This is a genomic window from Mucilaginibacter sp. A3364 (assembly GCF_059690715.1).
Window position 1 is genome coordinate 2,278,551 of record NZ_JCAWED010000001.1, and the last position, 13,432, is coordinate 2,291,982.

Annotated in this window: 13 protein-coding genes; 8 read left to right on the forward strand and 5 right to left on the reverse strand. The window is 45.6% G+C overall.

Annotated elements, in window-relative coordinates; translation table 11 throughout:
- Window positions 1-27: 27 nt before the first annotated feature.
- From AC59JT_RS10165 to AC59JT_RS10185, 5 genes are all read left to right on the forward strand, one after another.
- A complete protein-coding gene (locus tag AC59JT_RS10165) occupies window positions 28-414 on the forward strand; it encodes a hypothetical protein (protein ID WP_497398376.1) in 387 nt (128 codons plus the stop codon).
- A gap of 93 nt (window positions 415-507) precedes the next feature.
- Window positions 508-870 (forward strand): hypothetical protein, encoded by a 363-nt coding sequence (locus AC59JT_RS10170; protein ID WP_497398378.1) that lies wholly within the window; start codon window positions 508-510, stop codon window positions 868-870.
- Between the two features lie 75 nt (window positions 871-945).
- The gene (locus AC59JT_RS10175; protein WP_497398380.1) at window positions 946-2,064 is read left to right on the forward strand and encodes an aminotransferase class I/II-fold pyridoxal phosphate-dependent enzyme; all 1,119 of its coding nucleotides are present in this window, start codon (window positions 946-948) and stop codon (window positions 2,062-2,064) included.
- Entirely contained in the window at window positions 2,057-2,665 is a 609-nt protein-coding gene (gene bioD, locus AC59JT_RS10180) for a dethiobiotin synthase (RefSeq protein ID WP_497398382.1), read from the forward strand. Before AC59JT_RS10175 ends, bioD begins: the two co-directional genes overlap by 8 nt.
- An 11-nt stretch (window positions 2,666-2,676) precedes the next feature.
- The gene (locus AC59JT_RS10185; protein ID WP_497398384.1) at window positions 2,677-3,567 is read left to right on the forward strand and encodes a 3-hydroxybutyryl-CoA dehydrogenase; all 891 of its coding nucleotides are present in this window, start codon (window positions 2,677-2,679) and stop codon (window positions 3,565-3,567) included.
- Between the two features lie 51 nt (window positions 3,568-3,618).
- On the opposite strand, the gene AC59JT_RS10190 is transcribed toward AC59JT_RS10185, so the two are convergent.
- The 3 genes from AC59JT_RS10190 to AC59JT_RS10200 are packed head-to-tail and all read right to left on the reverse strand — an operon-like array spanning window position 3,619 to window position 7,861.
- Window positions 3,619-4,698 carry a Gfo/Idh/MocA family protein gene (locus AC59JT_RS10190; RefSeq protein ID WP_497398386.1) on the reverse strand — a complete coding sequence of 360 codons (1,080 nt, stop codon included), beginning with the start codon at window positions 4,696-4,698 and terminating at the stop codon, window positions 3,619-3,621.
- A gap of 9 nt (window positions 4,699-4,707) precedes the next feature.
- Window positions 4,708-6,162, reverse strand: coding sequence for a Gfo/Idh/MocA family protein (locus tag AC59JT_RS10195; RefSeq protein WP_497398388.1), 1,455 nt, complete (start codon window positions 6,160-6,162; stop codon window positions 4,708-4,710).
- Window positions 6,163-6,196: 34 nt separating this feature from the next.
- Window positions 6,197-7,861 (reverse strand): 3-keto-disaccharide hydrolase, encoded by a 1,665-nt coding sequence (locus tag AC59JT_RS10200; RefSeq protein WP_497398390.1) that lies wholly within the window; start codon window positions 7,859-7,861, stop codon window positions 6,197-6,199.
- 159 nt (window positions 7,862-8,020) lie between these two features.
- On the opposite strand from AC59JT_RS10200, the gene AC59JT_RS10205 reads away from it, so the two are divergent.
- The 3 genes from AC59JT_RS10205 to AC59JT_RS10215 all read left to right on the forward strand — a co-directional run bounded on the left by AC59JT_RS10205 (window position 8,021) and on the right by AC59JT_RS10215 (window position 11,978).
- Window positions 8,021-9,631 (forward strand): Na+/H+ antiporter, encoded by a 1,611-nt coding sequence (locus tag AC59JT_RS10205; RefSeq protein ID WP_497398392.1) that lies wholly within the window; start codon window positions 8,021-8,023, stop codon window positions 9,629-9,631.
- Between the two features lie 98 nt (window positions 9,632-9,729).
- Window positions 9,730-10,833 (forward strand): SPFH domain-containing protein, encoded by a 1,104-nt coding sequence (locus tag AC59JT_RS10210; RefSeq protein ID WP_497398394.1) that lies wholly within the window; start codon window positions 9,730-9,732, stop codon window positions 10,831-10,833.
- 26 nt (window positions 10,834-10,859) lie between these two features.
- The gene (locus tag AC59JT_RS10215; RefSeq protein WP_497398396.1) at window positions 10,860-11,978 is read left to right on the forward strand and encodes a TFIIB-type zinc ribbon-containing protein; all 1,119 of its coding nucleotides are present in this window, start codon (window positions 10,860-10,862) and stop codon (window positions 11,976-11,978) included.
- A gap of 13 nt (window positions 11,979-11,991) precedes the next feature.
- On the opposite strand, the gene xth is transcribed toward AC59JT_RS10215, so the two are convergent.
- Window positions 11,992-12,765 carry an exodeoxyribonuclease III gene (xth, locus tag AC59JT_RS10220; protein WP_497398398.1) on the reverse strand — a complete coding sequence of 258 codons (774 nt, stop codon included), beginning with the start codon at window positions 12,763-12,765 and terminating at the stop codon, window positions 11,992-11,994.
- Window positions 12,766-12,795: 30 nt separating this feature from the next.
- Complete coding sequence (locus AC59JT_RS10225) at window positions 12,796-13,386, reverse strand: DUF4468 domain-containing protein (RefSeq protein WP_497398400.1); 591 nt, start codon at window positions 13,384-13,386, stop codon at window positions 12,796-12,798.
- Between the last annotated feature and the right edge of the window lie 46 nt (window positions 13,387-13,432).

Consider the following 13,432-nt stretch of genomic DNA (forward strand, 5'->3'; position numbering starts at 1 on the left):
TAGACAATCATATTTAAATCAGACAAAATGAAAAAATTACTTTTAGTATGCGCTTTTGTAATGGGCATTAGCGCGGTTAGCTTCGCACAAGGTGGCGGCGGCGGTGGCGGCAGAGGCCGTATGAATCCTGAGGCACAAGTTACAGCTATGAAAGAGTCGTTAAAATTAACCGACGATCAGGCTGCAAAGATCAAAGTTATTTTAACTGCAAATGCTAAAACCAGGGACAGCTTAATGACTGCTGCCAATGGCGATTTTGCAAGCGTTAGAGAAAAAATGATGCCTTTACAAACAGCTACTACCGCTAAAGTTAAAGCTGTTTTAACTAAAGAGCAGGCTGATGCTTATCAAAAACAACAAGATGAAATGCGCGCACGCAGACAACAAGGCGGTGGCGGCGGTGGTGGTAACTAATCATCAATCGTAACAAATAAAAAAGCGGCATAGTCCGCTTTTTTATTTGCTTTTATTTTGCATTTTTAATTAACCAATAATAAACAACCAAACATGAAAAAATTATTACTAGTATGCGCTTTTGTAATAGGCATTAGTGCTTTAAGCCACGCGCAAGGTCGCAGAACTCCGGATGAGCAGGTTGCTCAGTTAAAAGAACAAGTTGCAGGTATTACCCCTGACCAGGCGGCAAAGATCAAAGCTTTGTACGAAGGCCAGGCCAAACGTATTGACAGCTTAAGAACAGCTAGTGGCGCTGATGCGGATTACCGTGCCATGATGCCTAAAATGATGCCGATAATGACCGCCACAACTACCAAAATCAAAGCATTATTAACAACAGAACAAGCTACGGCTTTCCAAAAAATTGTTGACGCACGTAACGAGCGTATGAAACAAATGATGCAAGGAAACTAATTTTCCATCATTGAATTACAGGAAAGCCCCGATAAAACCGGGGCTTTCTTTATTTTAGCAGAAATTTCTACTTCATTGGCATCCGCAGAAAACTATATCAAAACCAGGCTTGAAGCCAGGCAAACCGACGGCTCCTATCGAAAGCTAAAGCACGAAAACGACTTGATCGACTTTTGCTCGAACGACTACCTTGGTTTTGCACATTCGGCTACGCTTAAAAATTTGATAGATGTAGAGATAGCCAATAATATAGCTTTAAATGGTTCTACAGGTTCGAGATTAATATCGGGCAACCTGGCTTATACTGAAGGTTTAGAACAACAATTAGCCACAATATTTGGCAGCGAAGCAGGATTGTTATTCAATTCAGGTTACGATGCTAATGTAGGCTTACTATCCTCCCTTCCGCAACGCGGCGATACCGTTATTGCAGATGAGCTGATACATGCCTCGGTAATTGACGGTGTGCGGCTGAGCCATGCCAATCGGTACACTTTCAAGCATAATGATTTGGAAAGCCTTGAAAGCAAACTGCAAAAAGCCAAAGGGGTAATTTATGTAGTGATAGAAAGTATTTATTCTATGGATGGCGATACGCCTCTCCTAACTCAGATATTAGAGCTGACCGAATTCTACAACGCCAACCTGATAGTTGATGAAGCCCACGCGGTTGGTTTATATAAAACCGGCATCGTCGCTGCGTTGGGCTTACAGGAGAAAGTATTTGCCAGGGTGGTGACATTTGGTAAAGCGTTAGGTGCGCATGGTGCTATTGTGCTGGGCAGCGATCTGTTGAGGCAATACTTAATCAACTTTGCACGCTCGTTTATTTACACTACGGCTGCACCATTTCATCAATTGGCTGTTACCAAAGTTTCCTGTAATTATTTGCAGCAAGCGGATGCGGAGATTGACGCTTTACAAACCAATATCAATTTATTTAAACAACAGGTAAACGTTGGCGAAGCGCTGATTAAAAGCGACAGCGCTATACAATGCATCCTTTTAAATAGTAATGAAAAAGCTAAAGCCGCTGCCGCAGATTTAAAGCAGGCCGGGTTTGATGTTCGTGCTATTCTGAGTCCGACGGTAGCCATAGGAAGTGAACGGATACGCATATGCCTGCATGCTTATAATACAGCCGAACAGATCACAGCTTTGGCTAAGCAGATAAATATTTTAATACATGCGTGACAAACCACTATTTATAACCGGCATTGGCACCGGCATTGGCAAAACCGTTGTATCGGCAGTTTTGGTGGAGAACCTGAAGGCCGATTACTGGAAACCCATACAATCCGGTGATTTAGAAGATAGCGACACACTCAAAGTGCGTAGTTTGGTTGCTAATGCGAAATCTGTTTTCCACCGGGAAAGTTACCGTTTAACGCAGCCTTTCTCACCTCATAAATCGGCAGCTATTGATGGGATAACGATCGATCCGGCTAAGATCATCGCACCCGAAACTGATAATCAATTATTGATAGAGGGTGCCGGCGGTTTGATGGTGCCTTTAAATAATAGTTTTTTAATGATAGACCTGATACAGCAACTAGAAGCTGAAGTTGTGCTGGTGGTTAAACATTACTTAGGCAGCATCAATCATACCTTATTATCTTTGGAAGCTCTGTACAGCCGCAACATCCCTGTTAAAGCAGTTATATTTAATGGTGACACTGATGTAGATTCGGAACAATTAATTACCTGCTACGTTAAATCAGGAAAGATATTGAGGATACCTGCTATCGTTGAGCTTACAAAAGAAAACATCAGCAGCATTAAAATCGACCTATAAAATTCATCGCTATGAAAAACATCACGGTAATTGGTTCGGGCACTATGGGTAACGGCATTGCGCATACCTTCGCCCAGTATGGCTTTAATGTTTCGCTAGTTGATATTAATACCGATGCATTAGCGCGTGCACTGAAAACAATAGGCAATAACCTGGATAAGCAGTTAAAAAAAGGCACCATTGATGAAGCAGTCAAACAGTCGACCTTAAACCACATAAAAACCTACACCGACCTGGCCACAGGTGTTGCCAACGCCGAACTGGTGGTAGAAGCCGCTACAGAGAACGAGGATATTAAACTCAATCTTTTTAAACAGTTAAGTAAATTATGCGGAGTAGATACCATTCTGGCTACCAATACCTCATCCATATCCATCACCAAAATAGCAAGCGTAACTAAAAATGCCGCCAATGTAATAGGTATGCACTTTATGAATCCCGTACCGGTGATGAAACTGGTGGAAGTTATCCGAGGCAAAGAAACCAGCGATGCTACTACTCAAACCGTGATGCTGTTATCGCGACAGCTGGAAAAAACACCGGTTGAAGTGAACGACGCACCCGGCTTTGTAGCTAACCGTATTTTAATGCCTATGATAAACGAGGCTATTTATACCCTGGCGGAAAATGTAAGTGGCGTGGAAGAGATCGATACGGTAATGAAACTAGGCATGTCGCACCCCATGGGACCGCTGCAGCTGGCTGATTTTATTGGGCTGGATGTTTGTCTGGCTATTATGAATGTGCTGTACGAAGGCTTTAACAGCGCTAAATATGCGCCCTGCCCGCTACTGGTTGATATGGTGAATGCCGGACAATTAGGCTATAAATCCGGCAGTGGCTTTTATAAGTATACCGCCGGCAGTAAGGATTTGATAGTGGCCGATAAGTTCGCGAGATAATATAAAAAAAGCCGCTTACTAAAAGCGGCTTTCTTATTTCTGTAGGTTTGATTATAGTTTGACGATCTCCCCCGTCTTAACCGATTCATCGCAGGCAAAAGCTATTTTTAAGCTGTTAATGGCATCTTCGGTCGGGTGTGTCAGATCGATATCTTCTTTGATCGCTTTCAGAAAATAGCGCTGCTCACGGTTGCATAGCTCCTGGTGATCGGGTTCGTCTTTGAGGTTTACCCATTCGTTTTCCCGGGAAAATTCGTCGTTAGCATCCAGATCGGCGTAGTGTACTTTCAGGGCTTCGGTTTTGGTGTGATCGTCCACATTGTCCGAATTACCTTCTTTAGCCGCGTTCTTCGCCATGATAGATACCGAACCTTTTGGCCCGAACACATCTTTAATAAAGAAAGCGTTATCGCTTACCATAGGCCCCCAACCTGCTTCGTACCAGCCTATCGAGCCATCCTCAAAACGAATCTGCAACTGGCCGTAATTGTAGTTCCAGTCAGGGATATCATCTGTTAGCCTCGCGCCTATTGCACTAACCTGCGTAGGTTTTGAGCGGGTCATCTGGCACATTACGTCGATGTAGTGTACGGCGCAATCCACTATCGGGCTCAGGCTTTTCATCAGGTTGCGGTGTACCGTCCATTTTGGGCCATGGCTTTGCTGGTTAAGGTTCATGCGCATTACCAAAGGCTTGCCCATGGTTTGGGCCAATTCGGTGAACTTCTCCCATGAGGGATGGTATCTTAAAATATACCCCACCAGCAGTTTCTTATTCGCCTTTTTAGCAGCTTCCGCTACACGGATAGAACCTTCTACCGTATCAGCCAAGGGCTTTTCGATAAACACATGGCAACCATATTCAAACGATTTTACCGCATATGGTTCATGTGTATCAGGATAGGTGGAGATACAAACCGCGTCGGGCTTGGTGGCCTCAATGGCCTCATAAAAATCATTATATAGATCATAACCACCTCCTAGCTTTTCGTTAAGTTTATGCTTGCTTTGGCCGGTTGATACCAGGCCGCATATTTCAAACCCATCCAGGTTGTGATAAGCCGTAGCATGGGATGCCCCCATGTTGCCGCAGCCTACCACTAGTACTCTTAAATTATTATTTGCAGACATATTTTTGTGTTAAACACCCAGGCTCCAGCCTTTACGGTATTCGCGTTTTACGTATTGATTAACTTCGTCAAAGTTAGTTACTTTCATGTTCGCTTTATCCCACAGCAACTTGATATCGCGACCAGGATAACTAATGCGACCGTCGGCAGCCTCGCGCGGGGTATCATAACCACGTATGGCCAGGTTGGCTATATTCAAAGTCTCTGTCAGCGGACCAGCAACCTCAAAATCCGAACTCAGTGCGATCTTACCATAACCGGCCATAGCAGCCTCGGCAAACATGGCATAGTGGCCGTCTTCCTGCCCCACCACACGTGGTATGGTTATTTTGGTTTTGTCTTCGGCGTTGCGTTCGGTTGGCAGCAGTTTTGGGTCTTTACCATACACACCGCAGATCATGGAGCCTTTGGTACCGATGAAAAGCACACCATTATCACCAAATGCCTCATTCGGACCAAGCTCAGGGGGGCGTTGTGGCTTTATACCACCGTCCATCCAGTGCACCTGCAACTCGCCTTTGGTTTTTTTAGTTTTGGCGAAGGTCATGATAATATGGCTTGATGGCGGGCAGCTTTCCGGGTAAAATCCGCGCTGCGACTCGCCCGTGAATACGGTACCCACACTACATTCCACGCTCGTCGGTGTATCCAGTTCCAGTATCCGGAAAGGTGGTTCCATCAAGTGGCAGCCCATATCGCCAATAGCACCGGTTCCGTAATCCCACCAGCCACGCCAGTTGAAAGGTACAATCTTCTCTACATAATCTTTATATGGCGCGCTGCCTAACCACAGGTCCCAATTTAACTCCTTAGGCACTTCCGGTTTGGCGGTAGACCATGGAATACCCTGCGGCCAAATCGGGCGGTTAGTCCATACGTAAACCTCTTTTATTTTGCCAATTTTGCCGGCATCATACCATTCCTGCAACCTGCGCACACCATCGCCAGATGCACCCTGGTTACCCATTTGCGTAACTACTTTATAGCGCTTGGCAGCTTCGCTTAACATGCGGGCCTCGTAAATATCATGGCTCAATGGTTTCTGCACATACACCGCTTTACCCAATTGCATAGCAGCCATGGCTATCATGGCGTGGTTATGATCCGGGGTTGATACGGTTACGGCATCAATGTTTTTATGCTCTTTATCCAGCAGCTCGCGGTAGTCTTTATAATACTTCGCCTTCGGAAAGTTTTTAACAGACGTAGCCGCGCGGCGATCATCCACATCACATAAAAATGCCACGTCGGTTTTGCCGCCTTTGTATATCAGTGCAATATCGCTTTGGCCCTTGCCGCCCGCGCCAATACCGGCCAGTTGCAGGCGATCGCTTGGTGCGCGATATCCTTTGCCGCCCAGTACAAAGCGTGGTACGATCATAAATCCTGCCGCTGCCAAGGCTGATGTTTTAATAAACCCTCTGCGTGAGTTGTCGGCGCTTGATTGCCCTTTATCTTCAGTCATAATTAAGGTTTTATATTGTTGTTATTTTTTAGTTCTATTTGGTTGGACTAAGTTCTTTGATACGGATGTTGCGAAACTGCAATTGATCGCCATGCCCCAAAAAGCCAATGTGACCGCTGTCACGTTTCAAGCCCGGGTGATCTTTTTTATCCGGTGTGCCGTTTTCGCGGAAGGTGGTGATGTCGCCATCCAATATCACGGTGCCATTCAATATCACTTTCACTTTAGGGCCCTGCACAATAACCTCCTCATAGTTCCACTCCCCTGTCGGTTTCAGGAAACCGCGTTTCGCTGCCAGCGTGCCGTAAATAGAGCCGTGATATTGATACTCATGCAAAGCTTTATATTTCTCAGCTTCGTTATCCAATATCTGTAGCTCCATACCTGTGTACGCCGCATCGCCCTCCAAAGGCGCGCGTATGCCCAGGCCATTATTGGCACCCGGCGTTAACTGAAATTCAAAACGGAATACAAAATCGCTGTACTCCTGCTTGGTGAACAGATTGCCACCCTTGCCACCATTTTTTGGGCGGATAGCCAGATTACCGTTCTCTATCACATAGTCAACCGTATTGCCTGTCCAGTTAAACATGTTGGTGCCGTCAAACAGCACTTTAAAGCCATCAGCTTTCTCCTGCGCGCTTAGCTCGAAAGGTTTGGCGGCGGGTAATTCTTTAATATAAATATCGCGATAAGCCACCGGCGAACCATGTGCCTGCAACTCTATCTGTTCTTCGGGGAAAATAGGTTGTTTTCTGTCCCAATAATTTTCCAGCATCACATTATCGGTAACTAATTCGCCGTTCAGCCAAACGGTAACCCTGTCACCTACCATTTTAATGCGGAAAGTATTCCATTCATCCAACTTATTATCAGCTACCATAAGCGGTTTACTTGGGTTAACCTGGTTATTATACAAACCACCCGAGCCTACCTGCGCGCCCACACCGGTACGCGCCAGATCCCATATCTGTACCTGTGGCGCGCCACGCAGGTAAATACCCGCATCACCCTGGCCTTTTTTATCATCGATGATCTTCCAATCGACAAGCATTTCAACATCTTTATACTTCTTTACAGTAGCCAAATTATCGCCATGGCTTTGAAAAACCAGCTCACCGTTTACTACCTTCCAGCTGTCTTTAGCTTTTGCATCAGCAGCGGCTTGCGCGTCGGCTAAGGTTTTAGCATCCATCTTGCTGCGTTTTATGGGATCGGCTACCAGGCCTTTCCAGCCGGTTAGGTCTTTACCGTTAAATACCTGTATAAAGCCTTTGTCAGCTTTCATGCTGCTGATGTATTTGCGTGCTTTGGCCTTTGCTTCTTTATCTTTTGTAAGTGATGCGGCTTTGGTCAGGATCTGCTTTACCAGCTCGCCGTCATACTGTCCCGCCAGGGCAACGCTCAAAACCGTATTAGCAGCAGCTTGCTTTAACGCAGCATTATCTAAAAACCTACCCGCAAACAAAATCGTGTTCAGGCATTTGGCCTGTTGCATATCGGTAAGCAGGTTCTGTTTTTCGGCAGGTGTTTTGGCAGCATCAAAAGCGGCTCGTAGTTGTAGCAGCTTCTGCTCGGGTTTAACATCGCCTTCGGCAGAATAAGATATGGCTTTATTCGCCTTAGCATCGCCCACATTAAAGGCCGAAGCATTAAGCGTAGCCGATAACAGCAGCAGTAACGATATACGTTTGATCATGAGATTTCGAGGTGAATGTGTTTGGCGGCGATCGATTGCAAGCGCCTTATCAAATTTAGCCAAATAATTAAAAAAAGGAAGTTTTGTTAGCAATTATGTATATACATATTAGTCGCTCAATTTTGTTATTACGTATGCCTAATATTTGTATTTTTAGGCATGCATCACCTCGTAATACAATATACCTGCCTGCTTATTATTATAGTTTTTATGGTTATGCTGGCCGAAAAGCTAAAAATAGCCTACCCTATTTTACTGGTATTGGTGGGCCTGCCGCTGGGTTTCGTCCCTTTTCTGCAAGGCATCGAAATAAAACCCGAACTCATTTTTGTTATCATACTCCCACCGTTATTATATGAAGCCGCATGGTACACCTCCTGGAAAGACCTCTGGAAATGGCGGCGTGTAATAAGCAGCTTTGCATTCCCGGTGGTAATTATCACATCCTGCGTGGTAGCTTTTATTTCAGCGGCGCTGATACCTGGCTTTACTTTGGCAACCGGCTTTTTGTTAGGTGGTATAGTATCGCCACCCGATGCGGTTTCGGCAAGCGCCATATTGAAACGCATTAAGGTACCCAAACGCTTTGTAACCATTGTGGAGGGCGAAAGTTTATTGAACGACGCTTCCAGTTTGGTAGTATTCCGCTTTGCGCTGGCAGCCATCATGACCGGTACATTCGTTTTTCACGAGGCAGCTCTTGATTTTGTGTTGGTAATAGTAATGGGCACCCTGGTAGGCCTGGCAGTCGCATTAGTATTTTATGCTATACACCGCTGGCTGCCTACCACGGCTAATATTGATGTGGTACTTACTTTTATAAGTCCGTACGCCATGTATATCCTGGCAGAAGAGTTTCATTTTTCGGGCGTATTAGCCGTAGTGAGCGGTGGCTTGTTTTTATCCGCGCGACGGAATGAATTTCTATCTAACAAAAGCCGCCTGCAAGGCATCAACGTGTGGGAGGCCGCCGCCTTTGTGCTTAACGGCTTTGTTTTTATATTGATAGGACTCGAATTCCCGGTCATCATTAAAAACCTGGGGCCCGATGGTATTGGCCTGGCCTGCAAATACAGCCTGATCATTATTGGTGCATTAATAGCCACTCGTTTTGCCAGTACTTACGGCGCTATTGTGGTAACCATAGTAATGAGCAAGATCATCACCGTAGCCGACCCATCACCCGGCTGGCGAGCGCCCATCCTGCTGGGCTGGACAGGCATGCGTGGTGTGGTGTCGCTGGCCGCCGCCCTTAGCATCCCTATAGCATTAAAAACCGGCGCCCCCTTCCCCAACCGGGATATGATATTGTTTATCACCTTCAGCGTGATACTGGTTACGCTGGTAGTGCAGGGCCTTACCCTGCCCGCCATGGTAAAACTGGTAAATATGCCCGACCCTGACCTGGAATTTCCCATCGCGCAGCAAAAACAACTGGTTCGCAAAAAACTATCGCACTTAACACTGGACATATTAGAAAAGGAATACAACGAGCACGTAAAATCAAACGGCATGGTTAAATCGCTCAAGCTACGTTACGATACCGATATGGAGTTATTGAAAGACTGGGAGAAAACCGATAACGTAAAACGATCTGACGATTTTTACAAAGACTATCGCAAGATCATGGCCCATTTGCTAAAAGAACAACGTGCGCTGTTGCAAACCTTAAATAAAAAGGAGAATATCAGCGATGAGCTTATCAGGCACCAGATGGAGTTATTGGATCTGGAAGAAGAAAAACTCCGCCAGCATTTTGAGGCTGAATAAAATTTGAAACCCACTTTGTAATATTTAGCAATAAACAGCATCTAAATACTGTTAATTAATATATTTAACCATTATTTACCTTACACCCAACAACCATTATGGGACTTTTTAGCAGACTGTTAGAAGAATTAATAGACGTTATAGAATGGGTCGACACTACCCAGGATACTTTGGTGTGGAAGTTTCCGCGCAATAACAACTCCATTAAAATGGGTGCCAAACTAACCGTGCGCGAATCGCAGGTGGCCGTGTTCATGAACGAGGGCCAGATTGCCGATGTGTTTACACCCGGTATGTATGAATTGCATACGCAAAACATCCCTATCCTTACCTCGTTAAACTCATGGAAATATGGGTTTAATAGTCCGTTTAAGGCTGATGTGTATTTTATAAGCACCCGCCAGTTTATGAACCAGAAATGGGGCACCAAAAATCCGGTGATGATACGCGACGCGGAATTTGGCCCGGTGCGTTTACGTGCCTTTGGTACCTTTGGCTTTAAAGTGAACAACGCCAAGATGTTTTTAAGCGAAATTGCGGCAACGAACCCGCAGTTTAATGTAGAAGATATTAATGAGCAGTTACGCAATACCGTAGTATCCCGCGGTATGGATGCCGTGGCCGAATCAAAAATATCTGTACTGGATCTTGCCGCCAACTACAATGAATTAGGCACTTTCCTGACCGAAAAAACACAGGCCGATTTTGCCGAGCTGGGTTTGCAACTGACCAAATTACTGGTTGAAAATGTATCCTTACCACCCGAAGTGGAAGAAGCACTAGACAAACGCAGCCAGATGGGCATATTGGGCAACCTGGGTGCTTACGCGCAATTCCAGGCCGCTAACTCTATGGAAAAAGCTGCCGAAAACACAATTGGTGGCAACTTAGGTGCCGCAGGTATGGGCCTTGGGGTTGGTGCTGCCATGATGGGCCAGATAGGTAATGTTTTCCAACAAAATCAGTTTGATCCGCACACCACTACAGGTGCAGGTACGCCTCCGCCGTTAAACGTAGTTGAATATCATATAGCTATAGACGGCAAACCCGACGGGCCGCACAGCTTAGCTGCACTTAAGGGCATGATAGCCAGCAATACCCTAACCAAAGAAACTTTAGTTTGGAAAAAAGGAATGGCCAACTGGGCCACAGCCGGTACGATTACCGAGTTGTTTGACCACGAGCCGCCACCGTTAGCATAATAATTTAAACCTTTCCTTTTTCACAAATGAACGATACTGTAAGCCCCGGCGCTGTAAACCATTCGCTTAAATGCAATGGCTGCGGCGCCTTGCTATATTTCGCCCCCGGCACCAAAAACTTAAAATGCGACCACTGCGGCGAAAGTAACGCTATTGAAACAGCAAATGACGATCATCGTATTGTATCAGTAGACCTGGAAGTATTTTTAGCCGGGATTGACCAAAACAAAATTAACAACGGCAACAAGGTGGTTAACTGCAGCAACTGTGGTTCGCAAACGGTGCTGTCGGCTTTTGTCACGTCGGATAAATGTTCGTTTTGTACCGCACCACTGGTGCTTACGCCACAGGACGGGCAGCAATACCTGCCGCCCCATTATATCCTCCCCTTTGCTATAACACAGCGCGAGGGTATTGGCTATTTCGAAAAATGGCTGAAGGGATTATGGTGGGCACCTAATGACCTGACCAAAAAAGTAAGCGGAGCTTCATCGCCCCTAAACGGCATTTACTTGCCACACTGGACCTACGATACCGACACCATAACCGACTACACCGGCGAACGTGGCGACTATTATTACACTACTGAAACTTACACCGAAGAAGTGGACGGCAAAACCGTAACCCGCACGCGCCAGGTTAGGCATACCGCATGGTCATACGCCTCGGGTACAGTTCGTTGTAGTTTTGAGGATCTGATGGTGCCGGCAAGCAAATCATTACCCGGAGATACTTTGGTTAAGTTGGAGCCCTGGGCCTTTAATCAACTGGTAAAGTTTGATGAGCGCTATATGAGCGGCTTCCGATCTGAAACCTACCAGCTAAGCCCCGAGCAGGGTTTTGATATGGCCAAACTGCAAACCCAATCCACCATCCACTCGGCCATTTGCAACGATATTGGCGGCGATGAGCAGCAGGTAAACGGTACCGATACTACTTATAACAACAACGGCATAAAATACCTGATGCTTCCGGTTTGGGTGAGCGCCTATAACTATAACAACAAAATTTACCAGTTCACTATAAATGCCAGTACCGGCGAGGTTATAGGTCAGCGGCCTACCAGTTGGATCAAGATCGTTTTATTTGTGTTGATGTGTTTGGCAATTATTGCTGCAATAGTGCTGATTGTACAAAATCAATAAGATCAAGCGGCCATCATTCGGATAACTCTATCCAAACCGGGCAATGGTCGCTGCTTTTTTCCCAGCCGCGTACGTGTTTATCAACCGCGGCGGCTTTCAGGCGTTTTTCCAGTATTGGATTAAGCAGGAAGTGATCAATACGCAAACCGGCATTACGGCCATACGCGTTGCGGAAATAATCGTAAAAAGTATAAATGGTTTCTGTTGGATGCAGTTTGCGGATGGCGTCCGTCCAACCCTGGGCTACCAGTTTATGGAAGGCCTCACGCGTTTCCGGGCGAAACAGGGCGTCTTCAGTCCAGCGTTCGGGTTTATATACGTCAGCCTCGGTTGGCATCACGTTATAGTCGCCGCAGATCACTACGGGCAGATCATGTTTTAATAAACCTTCGGCATGGGTGGTCAATCTGTCAAACCATTGCAGTTTGTAATCAAATTTAGGACCGGGCGCGGGATTTCCGTTAGGTAAATACAGGCACCCCACCACCACATCATCAACCATAGCTTCAATATACCGGCTATGCAGATCTTCCGGGTCGCCGGGCAGGCCGCGACGCAGTTCCTGTATGTTTCCGCTGCGCGATAAAATAGCAACACCGTTCCAGCTTTTCTGGCCGTGCCAAATTGGGGTATAGCCGGCTTCCTTGATGGCATCCAAAGGAAATTTTTCATCGGGCGCCTTTAATTCCTGCAGGCAAGCCACATCGGGTTTTGTTTCATCCAGCCAGCGCAGTAAAACAGGCAGGCGGCCGTTCACGCCATTAACGTTGTAGGTTGCTATTTTCATGGTTTTAGTTTATATCTGTCAAAGATATAATTACCAATCTTTAGTTGTAATGGATTTTTTCTTAACCTCTTTTACTGCAACCTGCTCATTTTTCATATACGATTGTAATATCGATCTCAATTCGCGGCTGTTTTGCAGTACCTTTTGCACGTAACCATCATAATCGCGTTTTGAAAGCTTGGTTAAACCTTTTTCTAGCGGAAGGTTCTTGCCTTGTGAAGGAACGTAATTAGCATACCTGTCGCGTTCGTAAGGAACTATCACAAAATCTGTCAACCAAAAACGATATTTATCCGCCTTCGTTTCAACAACTATATTAAAAGTTATATTGGCATCTTCGTGATTGGCCAATGCAGATTTTTTTGACACCAGTACACCACCTTTACCTTGCAGGCTCTGATTGGCTCTATCTTCTTTTACCAGTTTTAACCTATCTGCCGTGTAAGCTGTCTTAAAAAAACTTAATGTCCGCTTGTACAAGGTATCGGCCGGCGATGAAGCCTGGGTTATCACCTGGTAATAAATGAGTTTATTATTTTCATCTAGAACCAATGAATCTGCCTGTGCAAATGCCGATGATGCCGATGCGATGAGTAATAATGCTACTAGTATCTGTTTCATAATGTAAATATAAAAAGCCGCCTCAAATAAGAGGCGGCTTTCATAA

Excerpts from the sequence above, each read along its gene's own strand:
- AC59JT_RS10165 (WP_497398376.1), top strand. The coding sequence starts at position 28 with ATGAAAAAATTACTTTTAGTATGCGCTTTTGTAATGGGCATTAGCGCG.
- AC59JT_RS10170 (WP_497398378.1), top strand. The coding sequence starts at position 508 with ATGAAAAAATTATTACTAGTATGCGCTTTTGTAATAGGCATTAGTGCT.
- bioD (WP_497398382.1), top strand. The coding sequence starts at position 2,057 with ATGCGTGACAAACCACTATTTATAACCGGCATTGGCACCGGCATTGGC.
- AC59JT_RS10185 (WP_497398384.1), top strand. The coding sequence starts at position 2,677 with ATGAAAAACATCACGGTAATTGGTTCGGGCACTATGGGTAACGGCATT.
- AC59JT_RS10190 (WP_497398386.1), bottom strand. The coding sequence starts at position 4,698 with ATGTCTGCAAATAATAATTTAAGAGTACTAGTGGTAGGCTGCGGCAAC.
- AC59JT_RS10195 (WP_497398388.1), bottom strand. The coding sequence starts at position 6,162 with ATGACTGAAGATAAAGGGCAATCAAGCGCCGACAACTCACGCAGAGGG.
- AC59JT_RS10200 (WP_497398390.1), bottom strand. The coding sequence starts at position 7,861 with ATGATCAAACGTATATCGTTACTGCTGCTGTTATCGGCTACGCTTAAT.
- AC59JT_RS10205 (WP_497398392.1), top strand. The coding sequence starts at position 8,021 with ATGCATCACCTCGTAATACAATATACCTGCCTGCTTATTATTATAGTT.
- AC59JT_RS10210 (WP_497398394.1), top strand. The coding sequence starts at position 9,730 with ATGGGACTTTTTAGCAGACTGTTAGAAGAATTAATAGACGTTATAGAA.
- AC59JT_RS10215 (WP_497398396.1), top strand. The coding sequence starts at position 10,860 with ATGAACGATACTGTAAGCCCCGGCGCTGTAAACCATTCGCTTAAATGC.
- xth (WP_497398398.1), bottom strand. The coding sequence starts at position 12,765 with ATGAAAATAGCAACCTACAACGTTAATGGCGTGAACGGCCGCCTGCCT.
- AC59JT_RS10225 (WP_497398400.1), bottom strand. The coding sequence starts at position 13,386 with ATGAAACAGATACTAGTAGCATTATTACTCATCGCATCGGCATCATCG.